Genomic DNA, 18905 nt, shown 5'->3' with positions numbered 1-18905 from the left:
CGCCTCTCCAGCGTCGCCGCCGCCCGTCGCAGGTGTTCTCCGCATGTTGTCCTCCCGGCACCAGCGATCGCCTCGCCAGTACATTCGCACTCCTGCGTTCGTAAAAGTGGAGAACGGCCTCCGTATTCCCCTGAGGGAGGTGCATCGCGCCACGCCCCGATTCCCTCGAGAGCCCAGCGGCGACCCTCCAGGTGCGGGCCTATCTGGAGGATCTCCTCCGGTCGTATGCTGGTTCCCGTGGTGGAACTGCAGCGAGAGAGGCATCGCGGCCGAGGCCTGCGCGCCGACGCGGAGCGCAACCGCGAACGCCTGGTGAAGGCGGCCCAGAGTGTCTTCGCCGAAGGCGGTCTCAACGTCGCGCTCGATGAGGTCGCGACCCGTGCCGGAGTGGGCATCGCCACCCTCTACCGCAGGTTTCCGACGCGGGAGGAACTGGTGGCCGCCGCGTTCGAGGCCAAGCTCACGGACTACGCCGTCGCTGCCGAGGAGGCCCTCACGCGGCGTGATCCGTGGGATTCGTTCGTCGAGCTCGTCGAACGAATCTGTGCCATGCAGGCCGACGACCGCGGATTCACCGACCTGATCACCATGTCGCTCCCCCCCGCGAAGCATTCGGCTGAACTGCGGGATCGGGGGCGCCGCGCCGCCATGAAGGTCATCGGCCGTGCGCAGGAAGCCGGGGCGCTGCGTGAGGACCTTGTCCTGGAGGACCTGGCGCTCTTGTTGATGGCCAACGCCGGCGTGGTGCGCGCCACCCGTGACGTCGCCCCCCACGCATGGCGGAGGTGGCTGGCTTTCATGCTTGACGGTCTGCGGGTGGCCCCGCGCGGGGCATTCCGGCCAGGACCGATGCCTGCTCCTCCCACCCCCGCGCAGATGGCCAGAATTCTCAACGGCAATGTCTTGACCCAGGGCGGGGCCGGTCCGGTCCACGAGTAGATCCACCCTCGTACCGGGCCTGGGCCGACGGCCGCGTCCCGGGTCGCGGTGGTGCGCCCTGACTCGGATGTCGTCGCCCCGGGCTGTCTCGGGCTGCGGGAACAGTGGTGGACCCTGGAGAGCGCGTTCCTGCCGTGGCTGTGGCCGTCTCGGCCGCCCTGGGGGTCGCCGCGATGTACGTGCCAGCGCTGCGCACCCTGCTCGAACGCAGCCGCTGAACGGCTGGGAGCTTCTCCCGCCAGTCGTCGCCTTCGTCGTGGGGCTGACCGCAGGGCACCGGAGCCTGCGCGCTAGAGCGAGCGACGGGATCCGCCAACGCTGCCTGTGGAGGAGCGAAGGCGGCTGTCAGCCGGGGGTCGGTCCGGGCCTGACCGACTCGCCGGCCGTGACCTTTGTCTAATGAGTTGTGCACGGTCGGCCACGACGAGCGTTCCCGGCGCCGACGTGTCCATCGGCCTCGGCGGCCTGGTGACCACCACTGGGGGCAGGCGTTTGGTCCCCTGAGCAGCTCGTTCTACGACTCCATGTCGTTCAGGTCGTACCGCCGCCTTGGCAGACTTCCTCCACACCTACAACCACCACCGCAGCCACACCGCACTCGCCGGCCAACCACCCATCACCCGAGTCAACAACCTCCCGGGTCAATACACCTAGACCTGCCGCAGCGGCAGGTGGGTAGCCGAGCTGCCGGCCCGCAGGCCGACGATCGAGCCGAGGTCGGACAGGAACTGGTCGCTGGCGAGCTCGACGAGCGGGGCAGAGCATCCAAGTGATGTTCCGCTACTACGCCAGGTTCCTCGTCGGTGCGCAGGAGTACGCCAACGACCGCATCGGCGACTCCATGCGCCGCTGGGCAGGGACGGCAGAACCCACCGAAGGCGTCCCGCGGCGAATCCGGCCCGGAAATGCCCCGGAATAGCCGGTCAGAGGTGGGACAGCGGTGGCAGATATCGGGAGAATACCGGGCGCCACGCTGCGGCGACGTTGACCGCAGCCACGGGGGCGCCCAACCTGCCTCGCGGTCAGGTCAGGCACCGCGTCGATGCGTTCTAGAAGAAGCCGAGCTTTCTTCGGGGAGTACGAGACGAGCAAGTTCTTGGTCTGCTGGCAGTACAGCGGTGGCACTCCGCTGACCTGCGCAAACGTGTGAGGCGGGCGCTTGAGTCCCGTCGCTGGCCCGGGAATGGTCCGGATCTTGAACGATGCTCTTCCTCGGAGCGGGGCTTTCCGCTCCCGAACCAGTCGACATCCGCTGTCGGAGGACGACCCTCCGACGGGATCAGCCAGGCGTCGAGGTATTGGGAAGCACGGCCTTCGCATCGGCCGCCCGATCACGGCCGCCACCTACGACTACCTGAACCCGGCGGCCCCCGAGTACAGCCGCTTCATGCTCCGGCAGATCTACTTCCGGCCGTTGACCAACCTGCTGGCCCGCACGGCCGCGGCACCCGACTGGTTCGGGGTGGCGAAATGCCAGATGCGCGGCAGGTGGCTGTCATGGCTGACGTTGCCGGCCATGACGGAGGACGACAACGAAGGCACCTTCGGCCTGACGCCCCTCACCGGCGGCTTCCTGCGCCTCGCTCCTGGCCTGAGCAGGGGTACCATCCGACCGCCCGCGCACGCGGCGGATGGAACACGGCGGACGACTCGCTGCGTGCCATCCTGCAGAAGGACGGACTCGCTCAAGTCCGGCCCTGGTCCGAGGACGTGGCCGGGACCGTCACGGCCCGTCCCATCGGCTCGGTGCGTATCGGTGACGACCCGGCCGGCAGCGCGCTGGGCGACTCGCACGAACTCCGCCGCCACAGGGGCCTGTTCGTCACCGACGGTTCGGCGGTTCCGGCATCGCTCACCGTCAACCCGTCGCTGACCATCGCGGCCCTCGCGGAACGGGCCGTCCCCGCGATCGTGTCCCGCGCCCGGGAAGCGGCCGCCGACGTCACCTACGGCGCGCCGCTGCCGCCCTCGGCCACCTGACCGCCGCCGGCGGACCGGAGCACCCGTGTGAGCGTACGGGTGCCCCGGTCCCTCTGCCGCGCTCAGTCCTACTGGGGCGTCAGGAGCCGCACGGTGGCCGCGCTCGCGTACAGGTCCACCGGCCCGGTGTCCGCGGTGCGCACTTGGAGGTGGGTGTCCGCCGCCGCGGGCACCGCTCCCTGGATGGTCAGCGTCTGCGGCGTGTCCGTCAGCTGGACGGTCTGACTGGACAGGTCCTGCTGGCCGTTCCAGAAGTCCAGGTAGACGGAGCCGGTGCCCTGGAGTGTGACGGAGGCCTGATAACTCTGGCCGGACGGCAACTGCGACGCCGGATCCACCCAGATCCAGGTGTTGGACGCCGCGGAGGACTGGGTCCAGCGCACCGCGCTCGCACCCGCAGGCGTGGTCGCGGCGGCCACGGTGCCGGGGACGGACCCCACCCCGTTCTGCACCGGTCCCTGCCAGCCGAGCTGACCGGTGGGCGTGTCGCCGAGCAGGTTCGGTCCGGTGGGCGCGAGGATCACGGGCTTGCGTCCCGGGGGGAACTCCAGAGGGCCGGCGGGGTAGGACGGCGGCGCGTCGGCGGCCGCCGAGGCCCATGAGGTGTCCGCGGTGGGCGTCAGGGTGAAAGCCAGCCGCGTGGTGGCTGGCCGGCCGGCGGGAGCGTCGCTGCCGGTGAGCAGGGACGCGGGCAGCCAGCCGCGCGACCAGGCCCTGCCGTTCACCGTCACGCCGTGCACGTAGGTGGTGGTCGACGCGCCCGGTGCGGACAGCTGCAGCCGATGCCCCCCGGGCAGGTCGAACTCGGCCTGGGAGAAGATCGGCGCCCCGAGCGCGAGCACCGGCGTCCCGGGGGTAGCCGGGTACAGGCCCAGGCTGCACCAGACGAACCACGAACTCATCGCACCGAGGTCGTCGTTGCCGGGTTCGCCGCCGGGCGTGTCCGCGTAGACCGAGGTGAGCAGCCGGTGCACGATCTCCTCGCTCTTGTAGGGCGCCCCCGCGTAGGAGTAGATCCACGGGGTGCCGAACGCCGGTTCGTTGCCGGCCCATTCGTAGGGCTGGTTGGGGCCGGCGTTGAGCTGCTGGAAGTAGGTGTCCAGCCGCTCGACGGCGGCTTGATCACCCCCCATCGCGGTGATCAGGCCCTGGATGTTCTGCGGGATCGACCAGGTGTACTGGGCGGCGTTGCCCTCCTGGAAGCCCGACTGGCCGAACGCGCCCATCCCGTCGGTCGTCGGATCGAACTGCGGGAACTGGCCGTCGCCGTCGCGCGGCTGGATGTAGCCGGTGGCGGTGTTGAAGATGTTCGTCCAGTTCTGGGACCGCTGCAGGAACGTCCGGTAGGTCGCGTCCTGCCCCAGGGACTTGGCGAGTTGCGCGATGCCGAAGTCCGCGGTCGCGTACTCGATGGTCTCCGAGGCGCCGTTGTCCGTCGGGGACAGGGAACTCTGCGTGGTGTTGGGCACGTAGCCCAGCGACTGGTAGGGCGCGAGCTGCGGCCGCTCGACGTACCAGCCCTGGCCCATCTCGGCCGGCGACGCCGGGACCTGCGTGGCACCCTTCACCATGGCGTCCAGTGCGGCGCGGGCGTCGAAGTCCCTCGCGCCCATGGCGTACGCCTCGGCCAGCATCGGGTCGGCGGCATCACCGTTCATGACGTCGGTGTAGTCGTTGGCGAAGCCCCACTTGGGCAACCAGCCGCCCTGCGCCTGGTCGTTGAGCAGCGAGGTCATCATCTGGCCGGTCTGCTCCGGGGCGATCACGGCGAGCAGCGGGATCTCCGATCGGTAGACGTCCCAGCCGGAGAAGTTGGCGTACTGAACGGCGCCGTGGGCGGTCCGGTGGACCTTGTCGTCGAACCCGAGGTAGTCCCCGTTGGCGTCGGAGAAGATGGTCGGCTCCAGCATCGTGTGGTAGAGCGCGGTGTAGAACTCCTGCCGCTGAGCGGCGGTTCCGCCACCGATGCGGATCCGGGACAGCATGCTCTTCCACTGCGCATACGTGCGGCCGGCCACGGCGTCGACGCTCCAGCCGGGGTCCTCCTGTGCCAGGTTGGCGGCCGCGTTGTCCTGGCTGACGTAGGAGAGGGCCACCTTCATCGTGACCTGCTGCCGGGAGGTGGTGTCGAAACTGACCCAGGCTCCCGAACCCAGTCCGTCCGTGCCCGCCACCTGCGTCCGCGACTGCGCACCCTTCGCCTCGACTCCGCGCGGCGCCACCGGCGTCCCCGTGCCGGCGCCGGCCGGCTTGCCGTCGGGTCCCGCGGGCACCCGCCCGCTTCCGGGGCCGCGTGTGCTCGCCTTGCTGGTGCCGGGCGACTTCACCACCTCGTCCTGGCGGATGGACGCGGCGGAGGCCAGCAGGTCCACCGGGCCCGTTCCCGCGGTGCGCACCTGGAACTGCGGTGCGCCGATGGAGCCGGTAGGGATGGTGGTGTCCACGGTCAGCGTGACCGGGGTAGACGTGAGGTTCACGGGCGTGCCGCCCACGTCCTGACGGCCGTTGTAGAAGTTCAGGTAGACATTGCCGGTTCCTTGCAGGGTGACGCTCGCCTGGTAGCCGGCGCCCTGGGTCAGGCCGGCCGGGGTCGCCTGGATCCAGGTGTTGGCCAGCGCGTTGCTCTGCTTCCAGGACACCGCGCTGCTGCCGTCGGGCGCGGTCGCGGGGCCGACGGCCGCCGCGGTGCCGCCACTGGCCACCTCGTGGTAGCTCCAGGAAAGGTCGCCGGTGGGCTGGGTGAAGACGTTGGGCCCGGCCGGGGCTGTGTGCCATGTGCCGTACGAGGAGAAGGGCTGGGAGAAAGTGGCGACGAAGTGCACCGGATACGTGCCGGGCGAGCCGCAGAACTGGCCGGCGGTCTCGGTGCCCGTCACCGTGCGGTCGCCCACGACCTGGATGTTGGCGCTCTGGTTGCCGGACTGGGCCTGACCCATCTTGAACAGCAGGTTGGCGGCCGTCGTCGCGGGATAGGTGAAGCGGCCGATGCCGGTGCGCTCGGTGGCGGCCAGGTCGGCCTGCACGGCCGCGGGTGTACCGGGGTCGAGAGTGACTCCGTAGGAGCCGGGCGCGGCGTGCTCGTGAGCGTGCTGGAAGGCCGAGGTCGTGGCCGCCGGGTCGGCGCCCAGCGGTCCGACGGTTGGCAGGACGGGGAAGTCGCCGTAGGCGCCGCAGCCGGGGCCCGACATGTGCGTGAGGGCGAAGCCCGTGGTCGACGAGTCGTCGTAGTTGTAGCCGCCGCCGTCCGGCCGTGACGGGGTGTCAGGACTGAATGACACCATGCCGAAAGGGGCGGTCGCCCCGGGGTAGCTGTCGACCTGTCCGACCGTGGCCCCGCCGGAGCCCGTGCCGATCAGAGGGTCGACCAGCGCCGCGGGATCGCCGACCAGAGGATCAACGGCGTGCGACGCGGCCAAGGGCAGCGGGCCGGCCGCGGCGGTTCCGGCACCGCCCGTGGCCAATGTCCCGGCCGCGGCCACGGCGACCACCAGGGCTTTCAGGCGGCGGTGTTGCGGTTGTCCGTGACGAAGGGGCATGCGAGGGGCCTTTCGCTCTGACAACGTTATCGAGCAGGTTGTATCCCCGTGCCGTGTCCCCCCACAACCCTCGTGCGGCCTCTGTTCACCTCAGCTCTCACCCGTGTGGGCCGAAAGCTGAGAACCCGTCACGGGGACGCCACGGCAGGGACGTTGATCGAGTGGCTCGGGCCGCGGGAGGACCGATCGCTCCGAAGGGCCGGTTGTTGAATTCTGTCCGATCTGTTGTGGAATCGCGTTGGGCGCTGTAGAAATCTGGGCGCCCAGGTGCGGAACAACTCCGCATCCCGCCAGTTCGGAGCGCCCATGCCCGTTCGACCCGACCACCGTGCCCGATTCAGCCGGTTCCGCCGGCTGGGTGGGGCGGCCCTCGCCTGTGCCGCGCTGCTGCTCTCGGGGACGGTGGTGGCCGGTGGCGCCGCCCCGGCCCGGGCCGCATCGGGCACGGACGTCACGATCGACGACGCGGTGCGCGGCACCGGGCCGGACCAGTTCGACTACCAGGGGTCCGGCTGGGGCCACGCGTCGGGGGAGGGCGCGCCTGCCGACCCGTACCAGGGAACGAACAGCTGGACCGACCACAGTGGAGACGCCGTCGCCTTCCGCTTCACCGGGACCCGGCTGACTTTCCGCGGAGTGACCGACCCGGGCCACGGAATCGGCGCCCTGTCCGTCGACGGCGGTACCCCCGTCGACGTCGACTTCTACAGCGCCGCCCGCACCGGCGACGTGGCCCTGTGGGCCAGTCCCGAACTGCCCGACGGCGCCCACACCTTCACGCTGACCTGGACCGGCCGCAAGAACCCTGCGTCCTCGGGGACCGCGGTGGTCGTGGACCGCGTCGACTTCGTCGGACAGGTACCGCCTCCGGGCGAGACCGACATCGCCGTGGACGGCACCGGCTCCGGCCGGACCTTCGACGGCATCGGCGCGATCAGCGGCGGCGGCGGCAACTCGCGCCTGCTCATCGACTATCCCGAGCCGCAGCGCAGCCGGATCCTGGACTACCTGTTCAAGCCCGGCTACGGCGCGTCCCTGCAGATGCTCAAGCTCGAGATCGGCGGCGACACCAATTCCACGGACGGCTCCGAGCCCAGCATCGAACACACCAAGGGCTCGGTGAACTGCACCAGCGGCTACGAGTGGTGGCTGATGGAGCAAGCCAGGCAGCGCAACCCGCACATCAAGCTGTACGGCCTGGCCTGGGGTGCGCCCGGATGGATCGGGAACACCACCGGCGCTCCCGGCGGCGGGAACTTCTGGTCCCAGGACATGATCGACTACCTGACGACCTGGCTGGGCTGTGCCAAGCAGCACGGGCTGGCCATCGACTACCTGGGCGGCTGGAACGAGCGCGGCTACGACACCGGCTGGTACGAGAAGCTGCACGCGGCGCTGGCCGCCGCGCACCTGCCGATCGACGTCGTCGGGGCCGACTCCGGCCTCGACGTCGCCGGCACCATGCTCGCGGACCCCGCGTTCGACCAGGCCGTCGACATCGTGGGCGCGCACTACCCGTGCGAGGGCGGGGACGGCGGCAGTGCCACCACCTGCGACAGTTCCGCCGACGCCAAGGCAACCGGCAAGCCGCTGTGGGCCAGTGAGAACGGCTCCCAGGACGACAACACCGGCTCCGGCGCGCTGATCCGCTCGATCACGCGCGGCTACCTCGACGGCAAGTTCACCGCCTACCTCAACTGGCCGCTGCTGGCGGCGATCTACCCGAACCTGCCGTACGACACCGTGGGCTTGGCGGTCGCCGCCCAGCCGTGGTCCGGGGCCTACAGTCTGGGCACGAGCCTGTGGGCGACCGCGCAGGTCACCCAGGTCACCCAGCCCGGCTGGTCGTTCATCGACTCGGCGAGCGGCTACCTCGGCGGCGACCGGGCGAACGGCAGCTTCGTCACCCTGAAGGCCCCGGACGCCTCGGCCTACAGCACGATCGTCGAGACGTCGACGGCCGGCGCCCCGCAGACCGCGCACTTCGACGTGTCGGGAGGCCTGCCGACCGGACCCGTGCACGTATGGGCGACGGATCTCAACTCGACCGACCAGGCGCGCCAGTTCGTCCACACCGGCGACATCACCCCGCAGGACGGCCACTTCTCGGTCACCTTCGAGCCGGGGTACGTCTACTCGCTGACGACCACCACCGGACAGGGCAAGGGCACGGCCGTCAGCCCGCAGGAGTCCAGGCTCGCGCTGCCGTACGCCGACTCCTTCGACCGGCCCACGCCCAACCAGGAAGCGCGCTACCTCTCGGACATGCAGGGCTCGTTCGAGACCGCGCGTTGCGACGGCGGCCGACCGGGCCTGTGCGTGCGGCAGATGGCGGCGCAGAAGCCCATCGAGTGGCAGGACGACAGCGACGCGTTCGCCCTGATCGGCGACACCTCGTGGACCGACTACACCGTCACCTCCGACGTGTACCTGGAGCAGCCCGGCACGGTCGAGTTGCTCGGCAGGGCGGGCCAGCAGCAGCGGCCGCAGTCCCACCAGGCCGGCTACTTCCTGAGGGTCGCCGACACCGGCCACTGGTCGATCGTGAAGAGCACCGCCGCGGGAGAGTTGACGACTCTTGCCGAAGGGAGTGGGAAGGTCCTGGGCACCCACCGCTGGCACACCCTGGGTCTGGGCTTCAGCGGCACCACCCTCACCGCCGCCGTCGACGGTCGCCGGGTGGGTTCCGTGGACGACGCCTCGTACGGCTCCGGGCAGGCGGGCCTGGGCGTCGTCGGCTACCAGACCGATGAGTTCGACAACCTGCGGATCACTCCCGTACAGCAGGCGGCGCCGACCCCTGCCACGGTGAAGGCGTCGGTGCCGGACCGGATCGAGCGCGGCGACTCGGCGACCGAACAGGTCACCTTCACCAACCCGGCCTCCGCGCCGGCCGTGCGGGGGCTGATACTGGCGTCCGGCGCGCCCGCCGGCTGGACCGCCACGCCCGCCGGGGTGACGACGTTCCCGCTGGTCGCGCCCGGCCGGTCGGTCACCGCGACCTGGACGGTGACCGCCCCCACGGCCGCCGACTCTCCGGTGTCCGTGACCTTCACGCCGCTCGCCCGCTACGCGCGCGGTGGCGTCCAGCACTGGACGTACGGCGCGGCCGCCACCACGGTGCCGATCCCGCCGCCCACGGGCAGCCCCAACCTGAGCGACCTGTCGTTCGTGTCCACCACCAACGGCTGGGGGCCGGTGGAACGCGACCTTTCCAACGGCGAGCAGGCGGCCGGCGACGGCCGGACAATCACCCTCCGCGGGACGGCGTACGCCAAGGGGCTCGGCGTCCACGCCGACAGTGACGTGGCGTTCTTCCTGGGTGGCAACTGCACGCGGTTCACCGCCACGGTGGGTGTCGACGACGAGGTCGCGCCCTATGGTTCGGTGGCCTTCCACGTCGTCGCCGACGGGAAAGCGATCGCCGGCACGTCCGTGGTCACGGGCGAGTCGCAGGCCGTCTCCCTTGACGCCGACGTGACAGGGGCCCGCCAACTCGACCTCGTCGTGGACGACGGCGGGGACGGCAACGCCCACGACCACGCGGACTGGGCCGAGCCACGCCTCAGCTGCGCGGCCAGCTGAGATCCGGCCGGGGGCGGCCCCCGGAACCGCAGGTTCCGGCGGCCGCCCCCGGCCCAGCCGCACTCGGAGGACAACCCCCGATCACCCGAGTCAACAACGCTGCGGGTCAATACAGCTAGCTGGCCGTGCGGGACGTCTTGCGGAACCTGCCGGGCGGAACGCCTCGTGCACGGCGGAAGGCACGGCTGAAGGCGTACGCCGAGGTATAGCCGACTTCCTGGGCGATCTGTTCGAGTGAGTCGTCGGAGTCGCGCAGTCGTCGTGCGGAAAGGTCGAGGCGGCGCCGGGTGAGGTAAGAGGCCGGTGTCTCGCCCAGGGCTGCCGGGAATCGGCGGGCGAGCGTGGCCCGTGAGACGCCGGCCGCGTGGGCGAGTTCCGTCGCCGTCCATGGGCGGCCGGGCTCCGCGTCGATCACTGCCATTACCGAAGATACGACGGGGTCGCGCAGTGCATGCAGGGGCGAGACCGCACTGTCGACACCGCGCTCGAGCCAGTCACGCAAGGCCTGCACCAGGAGGACGTCTACCAGGCGGGCGAGCACGACCTGGCTTCCCGGCCGTGGTGAGGTCAGTTCACGGCCCACTAGGCGGATTGTCTCGGCGAGTCCGCCGCCGTCGCCCTGTCCGCGCAGCAAGACGGCGTCGGGCAGCGCGGCGAGGAAGGATCCGGAGGCCGTGGAGTCGTGCGTGTAGTGGGCGCAGAGGATGTGCGTGTGCGCCTGCCCGTAGCCCATGCGGACTGTGCCGTCGGCCGCGAGCGTGTACCCGTCGGAGTGCTCCGGCGTCGTGCGGGCAAGCGCCTCGGGGTCGCTCGCCAGAGCGTGCCCACGGCCGCCGGGGAGCAACAGGACGTCGCCGGCGCGCAGTTGCAGCCGGTCGGAGCCCTCAGGGGCGATCCACACCGTGCCGGAGGTCACCGCATGGAACGCGGCCCCCGACTGCTGAGCCGACCACCATCCCCAGTCGTCGCCCGCGGCGATCCGCGCACCCAGTACGCCGCGCACCTGCTGCGCATCGATGAGTCCGGTCAAAGCATCCATACACTCAGCATGCCGGACGAGTGAGCATTACGGGTATCAAATTGAGCACATACGCCATTGAGAGTCGCACGCGACCGTTCTAGCGTTGCGATCATGGACATCAAGGGAAGCATTGCACTCGTCACCGGCTCCAACCGCGGCATCGGCCGGCACTTCGTTCAGCAACTCCTCGACCGGGGCGCCGCGAAGGTGTACGCCGCCGCCCGGAAGCCCGAGACTGTCGACGTCCCCGGCGCGATTCCGCTGGCGCTCGACATCACCGACCCCGACGCAGTGACGGTCGCTGCGGCCATCGCCTCCGACGTGACTCTGCTGGTCAACAACGCCGGCATCGTCACCGGCAGCGACCTGGTGACCGGCGACCTCGCCGCGATCCGGCAGGAGATCGACACCAATTTCTTCGGCCCGCTCGGCATGATCCGTACGTTCGCGCCGATCCTGGCCCGCAACGGCGGAGGCGCCATCCTGAACGTGAACTCGCGCATGTCCTGGCTCTCCCTCCCCGGCGTCAACGCCTACGCCGCCTCGAAAGCCGCCTCGTGGAGCATGACCAACGGAGTACGCCTGGAGCTGGCCGGTCAGGGCACCCAGGTCACCGGCCTCTACCTCAGCTCGACCGACACCGACATGATGGCCGGCTGGGACATCCCGAAGAATGCCCCCGCCGACGTCGTGACCGTTGCCCTCGACGGCCTGGCCGCCGGGGCACCGGAGGTGCTCGCGGACGAGGAGACCCGCGAAACCAAGGCGTCGCTCGCCAGCTGAGCCGCAACGCCCTACGGTCAGTCGACCGAATCCCGTCGGGCAAGGACGGCACTGCATACGCAACAGCGGCTTCCACGCGAAGGGCGGAAATGTCTGCCTCCCGACCCGTACTGCGCTGACGAGGACGCCCAGGACGAGCGACGGGGTGAGGGGGTGCAGCGCGCTCCAGCTTTGCGTTCGCTTCCGACGGCGTCCAGCCGCCGCGACGGAACCGTTCGGCTGGGGGGAGGGCCGCCCCGTCGAACGCCCCGGCTGACCTGCACACCCACGCTGCACACCACCCCCAGGTGTCGGGCCAGCGGGTCTCGCCTGGCGGCGCGGCCGACGGGGCCGGCCTGAGCGGCTCTGGCCGGCCACCCCATGGCGGAACCATCCCGCGTGTCCGCGAGGACCTTGCTGGGACCCGGCTTGCGGTGGGTGACGAAAACCGGCCCGCGCGTCGCGCCCGGAGACAGCAGACACTGATGTCTTAGCCAAGGCTGAAGCGTACGACCGGAACTCGTCGACTTCACCTATGCGGCGGGGTTCGTGGGCAGGAGCCGGGCGAGCCAGTCGGTGCGGGTTCGGCGGGCTGCGGCCGAGATGTGTGCCTGCGGGTACAGGGCGTCGAATCCGTGGAAGCCGCCTGCCCAGACGTGGAGTTCGGCCTGGCCGCCGGCCGCCCAGATGCGGGTGGCGTAGTCGGTGTCCTCGTCGCGGAAGACTTCGGCGGAGCCGGTGTCGATGTAGGTGGTCGGCAGCCCCGCGAGGTCGTCGGCCAGGGCGGGTGAGACGTATGCGGGTACCTCGTCGTCGGTGAGGTCGCCGAGGAGGCAGCGCCATCCGAATCCGTTCATCTCGCGGGTCCAGACGCCGGGCCCGTTCGAGTACTGGAGGCTGGAGGTGGTGGTGTTGCGGTGGTCGAGCATGGGGCCGATCAGGACTTGGGCGGCGATCGTCGGGGTGCCGAGGTCGCGGGCCAGCAGGGTGACGCCGGCGGCGAGGCCGCCGCCTGCGCTGGCGCCTGCGACGATGATCCGGGCGGGGTCGATGCCCAGTTCGGCGGCGTGGTCGGCGATCCAGAGCAGTCCCTGGTAGCAGTCGTCGACCGGGATGGTGCCGGTGGACTCGGGCGCGAGCCGGTAGTCGACGGAGACCACGACGGCGCCGAACTCGTCGAGCCACTCCAGCGGGATGTCGATCTGTGAGAAGCGGTCGCCCATGACCATCCCGCCGCCGTGCATCCAGTAGACGCAGGGTGCGGCAGCGGTGCGATCGCTGTTCGCGGGGCTGAAGACGGACAAGGGGATCGGGGTGCCGTCCGGACTCTCAACGGTGACCTCGCGCCGGTTGATAGCGCGGCCTTCGAGGAGGGGTTCGACGGGCATCGAGGAGAAGGGGCGTACCTGCGCCAGCACTTCCGGGCTGAGCTGGGACATCAGCGGCATGTCGGCCAGGAGTTCATGCAGTTCGGGGTCGAGGGAGGGGCGTGCTGTGGTCACGGTCGTTGCCTCTCGTGGGTGGTGGCGGGACGGTCGGGCGAGGACGGGGGGCACCTCGGTGGGCAGCGAGGCGGCAGAGGCAGGGGTGTGGGGTGTTCGGCGAGTCAGAGGGCGGATTTGCCGCGGACCGGAACGTAGTCGGTGTACTCGGAGTCCTTGGCGAGCAGCGGGTCGATCTGCGCCACGATGGCCTGGGCGGTCTGGCCGGCGAAGACGCGGTGGTGGTCCTCCTCGCTGGTCCAGCCTTCGGCGACGTGGACGACGTCGGGGTCGGACGCGGAGCGGGAGACGAGGTAGACGAGGCAGTATTCGCTGGCGCCGGGGCTGCCCTCGTTCAGTCCGGTCAGCAGCAGGTCGACGAGCTGGTCGCCCATACCGGGCCTTGCGGTCAGGGTGGCGCTGAAGCCGTAGTTGGCCATCATGGATTCCTTCTCTTCCTCTTCGATGGTGGAGTGCGGTGATTCCATTCAAGCGGGTTGACCTGCGCAAACGTTAGACCGATGCTCGTTCGTCCTTGCACGATCCTCGCGGCTTTGGGAACCGCGGCGCGGAATGGTGCTGCAATGGACGCATGTGCCTCGAAGAACTCCGCACCCTGCTGGCCCGCCATGCGCGGCCCGACTGGACCACCGCCGTCGACGGCGTCCTCATCTCGAAGGTCGACCGCCCTGATCCGCCGGCGCCTTCGATGTCCGGCACGCTCCTGGCGGTCATCGCGCAGGGCGCCAAACGCCTCGCCCTGGGTGAGAGGGTGTTCGAGTACGGACCCGGGCAGTACCTGGTCGCATCCGTCGATCTGCCTGTCACAGGGCAGTTCACCCAGGCCGACCCCAAGCAGCCGGCGCTGGGGTTCGGTCTCGTCCTGGAACCGTCCGCCGTTGCCGAGCTGCTGCTTGAGGCCGGGCCCCAAGGCGCCCCCCGGAGCAGCGGGGGCGCGCCGTCGGGGATCGCCGTCAGTGACGCTCCGGCCGCGCTGCTGGACGCGGTGGTCCGGCTGCTGCGCCTGCTCGACGAGCCCCGCGACCGGGCCGTACTGGCCCCGCTGGTCAAGCGCGAGATCCTGTGGCGTCTGATCACCGGCGAGCAGGGTGCGACGGTTCGCCAGCTCGGCCTGGCCGACAGCAGCCTCAGCCACATCTCGCGGGCCGTGCGCTGGATCCGCGAGCACTACGCGCAGCCCTTCCGGGTCGAGGACGTGGCGCGGCAGTCCGGCATGGGCGTCTCCGCCTTCTACCGCAACTTCCAAGCGGTGACCGCGATGAGCCCCATCCAGTTCCAGAAGCAGATCCGGCTCCAGGAGGCCCGGCTGCTGCTGGCCACCCACCCCGGAGACGTCACCGGAGTCGGCCACCGCGTCGGCTACGACAACCCGTCGCAGTTCAGCCGGGAGTACCGCCGCCAGTTCGGCGCGCCCCCCAGCCAGGACGCCGCCCGTCTGCGGCAGGCCGTGCGTGCGCCAGCAGGTCTCCTGCCCTGAGCTGGGTGGGCTTTACTGGAGGATCGTGCAAGGAGTAGCGAGGATAGTTCTACTATCTCCGCAGGTCAGGGCGATTAAATGGGATCACCGGTTCTCCCGTGGAGCAGGAAAGTGCCTGCCCACCCGTATGGATCCCACCACATCGCAAAGGGGCACACCATGAAGACCGTTCTGATCACTGGTACCTCATCCGGGTACGGGCGGGAGACCGCCCTCCACTTCCACTCGCAGGGGTGGAACGTCATCGCCACGATGCGGACGCCGCGTCCAGGCGTCCTTCCTGAGTCGGACCGGCTCCGCGTCATCGAGCTCGACGTGACCAGGCCCGAGAGCATCACCGCCGCGTTCGAGGCAGCCGGGCCCATCGACGTCCTGGTCAACAACGCGGGCGTCCCATCGATCAGCGTGTTCGAGGGCACCCCCATGGCCCGGGTGCGGGAGGTCTTCGAGACCAACACGTTCGGCGTGATGGCGATGACGCAGGCGGTGCTGCCCCAGTTCCGCGAGCGCGGCTCCGGCGTGGTGGTCAACGTGACATCCAGCGTGGTGCTGGGCCACATGCCGCTCTCGGCCCTCTACAAGGCGAGCAAGATGGCCATCGAGGGGTTCACCGCATCCCTCGCGCTCGAGCTCGCGCCCTTCGGTGTACAGGCGAAGACGGTCCAGCCGGGCGCCTGCCTGACGACGAACTTCGCGGCCAACGCGACGAAGGGCGCCTCGGTGGACGAGTTGGTCCCGGCGCCCTACGCACCATGGGCGAAGAAGGTCATGGGCGACTTCACGGGCCAGGACCTGTTCACCAAGGAGAGCGACGTCGCCGAGACAGTGTGGCGAGCCGTGCACGACACGACGGGCCAGCTGCGATTCCCCGCCGGCCCCGACGCGGTCTCGCTCTCCCAGGCGAAGTGATCAGCCAGCAGGCAACGTCACGCCGCACTGACACCAGGAGCCGGCCCCGCGCCCACGCACCGGGCCGGTTCGCCGTCGGGCGCTCACCCAGGACACGTTGGTGTCGCCGCCGGCCTCCAGCGCCATGGAAGAGCGTCTTGTCCCAGCAGGGGTGTTTGGTAACTCGGGCACAGACTCGATGGTGTGGGGCCAGCGGCCGGCTTGCTGTGTGCGGCCGCCGGCCCGTCCCGCAACGGAAGTTGGCTCTCACCTCAGGTGTGCGGCGATCTCCTCGGGCGAGGGGCTGCTCAGCCAGGCGGCCTTGCCCAGCAACGGCATCAGGCGCGCGTCGAGGCTCCAGGTGGTGCCCGCGTAGGCGTAGAGAAGGGCGAGCGGGGCGAAGACGTAGCCGGCCATCACGCCGGTGTCGGTGATGCCGGACTCCGTCCACGGAAGGCCGAACGCCTCGGCAGCCGACCAGACGCCGAGCGCGTACACGGCGCTGCCGACGAACACCAGGTTGCCGAGCAGTCCGAAGATCAGGCCGACGGCGATGCAGGTCTCCACCACGGCCGTACCGACCGCGAACGCACCCGGGTGGGAGTCCGCGACCGAGTGCCACAGGCTGATCCACTGGTGCAGGACCGGGGTGTGTACCGTCTTGGCGGCGCCCATCTCGTCGTCGAGCGTCTTGCCGTGGATGAAGCCCGGAAGCCACTTGAACGAGGCGTCGACGGCCCAGACGAGGCCGAAGGCGATACGGACGGCAGCGGCGCCGTGTAAGCGGCGCAGCAGCGGTCCGGAAGGTGCCGTCGTGCTTCGGTCGGCGTCGAGAGCCGAGTTGGTGTAGGTGGCCATGGGTGACCAGTCCTTTCTGGGTCACGCTCGCACTTTCCGCAGATCCCGGCGCGGGGCATGCCGGATACGGACCCGCCGGCGAGAGAGCGGTCGCCCAGGACACCGGTGTCCTGGGCGAAGGAGCTGAACGCACCACTCTTAGTGATGGGGGATAGGGATACGTCCCATTGCCGGGTGGTCCCTTGGTGATGGGGCGATCTCACGATGTCCCAGTTATGCATGCTGATAGAGGCTCTCGGGTTAATGACAGGTTCCGGAGAGCTCAGAGTTTCTTCTGAGTATTCGGAGGAAACGCTGGAGCAGCGGCTACTGGCCTTCAAGGGTGGTGTCGTGGGGGCTGACGTCGCTTGGTCCCCGCGGTATGCCGGTTGTATGAGGTACGCGCAGGGAGGCGGGCTGACCGACGAGCGGCGCGCCTTTCGGGAGAAGCTGAGGATGGGGGCAGCCGAGCGGTCCGCCCGGGGCGAGGAGAGCGCGGCCGTCGCGCGGGATCTGCGGGTCAACGTCCGGTTGGTGCAGCGCTGGCGTAACGCCTGGTCGCAGGGCGGGCCGAGGGCACTTGCCTCGAAGGGGCCGGCGTCGTTGCCGCTGCTGAGCGACGACCTGTTCGCCGTCCTGGAGCAGGAGCTGGCCAAGGGTCCGGTGGCGCACGGCTGGCCGGACCGGACGTGGACGCTGTCGCGTATCAGGACGCGGCTGACCGCAGGCGGTTCGACAGCCCACCCGTCGATCAGTTCCCCATCCGTGGGGGTCCCGATCGCGGGGCCCGGTCGGCGTTCCTCGACCACGTCGATGAGCTACTGGTACCAGTCGTCGCCGCCCTCGGCGAGTGAACGGCCCAGGTAGTCCCGCAGGTCTCCCGCGACCCACCGGCGGCTGTCGGTCTCGTGCTCCCACACGAAGACATCTGGTCGCTGGGGTGTCTGCACGAAGGCGAACTGGTCCCCGCCTCCGTTGTCTCCGAAGAAGAGCAGAGCGTCGAAGGGCATGTACAGCTGGGCGAAAGAGCTGTCGGTACGGAAGAGGAGATTCTGCTCGACGATCTGCTCGACTGACCAGACCGTGTCCACCGCTGAGTGCCCGAGGACGCCATTGCACTCCAGGAGCAACTGCCTCAGATCGGTCGGCAGCCCCCGTCCGAGACGCTGCTCCGCGTCAACGAGGGCCTCCGCCTGTGCCGGGCTCCGGAACTCTGCCCCAGGAAAGACTTCGAGAACCGCTTCTCTCCACCCGGCCCGAAGATTACTCAGCGGTCGGCCTGGCCCCGACCAAGGGTTCGCCCCGGGACGGCTGGGCGGCAAGACTCCCAGCGAACGCACCGCTCAGACCTACCGACATCACGCTTTCAAGTTCAGTAGCGCCTGACGTCGGGCGGTGCGGGCCTCCGCGAGGTCATATTGCCGGTACCGTGCGGTGTCTACGGCGTCAAATGGCGGGCGCCAAAATCAGGAGGCACCACTTCATGCTGATTGCTCAGCGTCCCTCGTTGACCGAAGAGGTCGTCGACGAGTTCCGCTCCCGGTTCGTGATCGAGCCGCTGGAGCCGGGCTTCGGCTACACCCTCGGCAACTCGCTGCGTCGTACGCTCCTGTCCTCGATCCCGGGTGCGGCGGTCACGTCCATCCGCGTCGACGGTGTCCTGCACGAGTTCACCACCGTGCCGGGCGTCAAGGAGGACGTGATCGACGTCATTCTCAACATCAAGCAGCTGGTTGTGTCCTCGGAGCATGACGAGCCGGTCGTGATGTACCTGCGCAGGCAGGGCCCGGGTGTCGTCACCGCCGCCGACATCGCGCCGCCGGCCGGTGTCGAGGTGCACAACCCCGACCTCGTTCTGGCCACCCTGAACGCCAAGGGCAAGCTGGAGATGGAGCTGACCGTCGAGCGCGGTCGCGGCTACGTCTCCGCGGTCCAGAACAAGCAGCAGGGCCAGGAGATCGGCCGCATCCCGGTCGACTCCATCTACAGCCCGGTGCTCAAGGTCACCTACAAGGTCGAGGCGACCCGTGTCGAGCAGCGCACCGACTTCGACAAGCTGATCGTCGACGTCGAGACCAAGCAGGCCATGCGGCCGCGTGACGCGATGGCGTCGGCCGGCAAGACCCTGGTCGAGCTGTTCGGCCTGGCCCGCGAGCTGAACGTCGACGCCGAGGGCATCGACATGGGTCCGTCCCCGACGGACGCCGCTCTGGCCGCGGACCTCGCCCTGCCGATCGAGGAGCTGGAACTCACCGTCCGCTCCTACAACTGCCTCAAGCGCGAGGGCATCCACTCCGTGGGTGAGCTCGTCGCCCGTTCCGAGGCCGACCTGCTCGACATCCGCAACTTCGGTGCGAAGTCGATCGACGAGGTCAAGG

The 18905-nt window shown here is 69.7% G+C and carries 15 protein-coding genes and 2 pseudogenes; 10 read left to right on the top strand and 7 right to left on the bottom strand.

Annotation, left to right across the window (positions count from 1 at the left end; translation table 11 throughout):
- Positions 1-237 precede the first annotated feature (237 nt).
- The 3 genes and pseudogenes from BMW99_RS34570 (at position 238) to BMW99_RS41615 (ending at position 1858) form a co-directional block, all read left to right on the top strand.
- Complete coding sequence (locus BMW99_RS34570) at positions 238-939, top strand: TetR/AcrR family transcriptional regulator (RefSeq protein WP_218108401.1); 702 nt, start codon at positions 238-240, stop codon at positions 937-939.
- A 537-nt stretch (positions 940-1476) separates the two neighbouring features.
- Positions 1477-1593, top strand: a pseudogene (locus tag BMW99_RS43240) (IS481 family transposase); the annotation flags it as partial.
- Between the two features lie 118 nt (positions 1594-1711).
- On the top strand, positions 1712-1858 hold the full coding sequence (locus tag BMW99_RS41615) for a hypothetical protein (RefSeq protein ID WP_176735445.1): 147 nt from the start codon (positions 1712-1714) through the stop codon (positions 1856-1858).
- A 482-nt stretch (positions 1859-2340) separates the two neighbouring features.
- On the opposite strand, the gene BMW99_RS42795 is transcribed toward BMW99_RS41615, so the two are convergent.
- Complete coding sequence (locus BMW99_RS42795) at positions 2341-2472, bottom strand: hypothetical protein (RefSeq protein WP_256090249.1); 132 nt, start codon at positions 2470-2472, stop codon at positions 2341-2343.
- A gap of 213 nt (positions 2473-2685) precedes the next feature.
- Between BMW99_RS42795 and BMW99_RS41610 the strand changes: the two genes are divergently transcribed.
- On the top strand, positions 2686-2919 hold the full coding sequence (locus BMW99_RS41610; RefSeq protein WP_176735446.1) for a GMC oxidoreductase: 234 nt from the start codon (positions 2686-2688) through the stop codon (positions 2917-2919).
- A gap of 68 nt (positions 2920-2987) precedes the next feature.
- On the opposite strand, the gene BMW99_RS34555 is transcribed toward BMW99_RS41610, so the two are convergent.
- On the bottom strand, positions 2988-6455 hold the full coding sequence (locus tag BMW99_RS34555) for a GH92 family glycosyl hydrolase (RefSeq protein ID WP_079138304.1): 3468 nt from the start codon (positions 6453-6455) through the stop codon (positions 2988-2990).
- Positions 6456-6761: 306 nt separating this feature from the next.
- Between BMW99_RS34555 and BMW99_RS40475 the strand changes: the two genes are divergently transcribed.
- A complete protein-coding gene (locus BMW99_RS40475) occupies positions 6762-10040 on the top strand; it encodes an NPCBM/NEW2 domain-containing protein (RefSeq protein ID WP_176735447.1) in 3279 nt (1092 codons plus the stop codon).
- Between the two features lie 115 nt (positions 10041-10155).
- Here the strand turns inward: BMW99_RS40475 and BMW99_RS34545 are convergent, their stop codons facing one another.
- On the bottom strand, positions 10156-11079 hold the full coding sequence (locus BMW99_RS34545) for an AraC family transcriptional regulator (protein ID WP_069462890.1): 924 nt from the start codon (positions 11077-11079) through the stop codon (positions 10156-10158).
- A 93-nt stretch (positions 11080-11172) separates the two neighbouring features.
- Here BMW99_RS34545 and BMW99_RS34540 point away from each other — a divergent pair, with 93 nt between their 5' ends.
- Complete coding sequence (locus BMW99_RS34540) at positions 11173-11844, top strand: SDR family oxidoreductase (RefSeq protein ID WP_069462891.1); 672 nt, start codon at positions 11173-11175, stop codon at positions 11842-11844.
- Between the two features lie 512 nt (positions 11845-12356).
- On the opposite strand, the gene BMW99_RS34535 is transcribed toward BMW99_RS34540, so the two are convergent.
- Both BMW99_RS34535 and BMW99_RS34530 read right to left on the bottom strand, forming a co-directional pair.
- Positions 12357-13325 (bottom strand): alpha/beta hydrolase, encoded by a 969-nt coding sequence (locus BMW99_RS34535; RefSeq protein ID WP_069462449.1) that lies wholly within the window; start codon positions 13323-13325, stop codon positions 12357-12359.
- Positions 13326-13429: 104 nt separating this feature from the next.
- Complete coding sequence (locus BMW99_RS34530) at positions 13430-13747, bottom strand: putative quinol monooxygenase (protein WP_069462450.1); 318 nt, start codon at positions 13745-13747, stop codon at positions 13430-13432.
- Positions 13748-13896: 149 nt separating this feature from the next.
- Here BMW99_RS34530 and BMW99_RS34525 point away from each other — a divergent pair, with 149 nt between their 5' ends.
- Together BMW99_RS34525 and BMW99_RS34520 are read left to right on the top strand one after the other, a co-directional pair.
- Entirely contained in the window at positions 13897-14802 is a 906-nt protein-coding gene (locus tag BMW99_RS34525) for an AraC family transcriptional regulator (RefSeq protein ID WP_069462451.1), read from the top strand.
- A gap of 159 nt (positions 14803-14961) precedes the next feature.
- A complete protein-coding gene (locus tag BMW99_RS34520; protein WP_069462452.1) occupies positions 14962-15711 on the top strand; it encodes an SDR family oxidoreductase in 750 nt (249 codons plus the stop codon).
- 246 nt (positions 15712-15957) lie between these two features.
- Here the strand turns inward: BMW99_RS34520 and BMW99_RS34515 are convergent, their stop codons facing one another.
- Positions 15958-16548: a hypothetical protein gene (locus BMW99_RS34515; protein WP_069462453.1), complete on the bottom strand. Its 591-nt coding sequence runs from the start codon at positions 16546-16548 to the stop codon at positions 15958-15960.
- A 372-nt stretch (positions 16549-16920) separates the two neighbouring features.
- Between BMW99_RS34515 and BMW99_RS42415 the strand changes: the two are divergent.
- Positions 16921-17241 (top strand): annotated as a pseudogene (locus BMW99_RS42415) (helix-turn-helix domain-containing protein); the annotation flags it as partial.
- Positions 17242-17345: 104 nt separating this feature from the next.
- Here BMW99_RS42415 and BMW99_RS34505 read toward each other — a convergent pair.
- A complete protein-coding gene (locus BMW99_RS34505; RefSeq protein ID WP_245791750.1) occupies positions 17346-17867 on the bottom strand; it encodes an SMI1/KNR4 family protein in 522 nt (173 codons plus the stop codon).
- A 143-nt stretch (positions 17868-18010) separates the two neighbouring features.
- Here BMW99_RS34505 and BMW99_RS34500 point away from each other — a divergent pair.
- On the top strand, positions 18011-18905 hold an 895-nt coding region (locus BMW99_RS34500; protein WP_075018187.1), incomplete at its 3' end, for a DNA-directed RNA polymerase subunit alpha.

This window comes from Actinacidiphila rubida (assembly GCF_900110255.1).
GTDB classification, from domain to species: domain Bacteria; phylum Actinomycetota; class Actinomycetes; order Streptomycetales; family Streptomycetaceae; genus Actinacidiphila; species Actinacidiphila rubida.
Note: the sequence above shows the minus strand (reverse complement) of the source record. Positions and strands in the feature narration are given on the sequence as shown.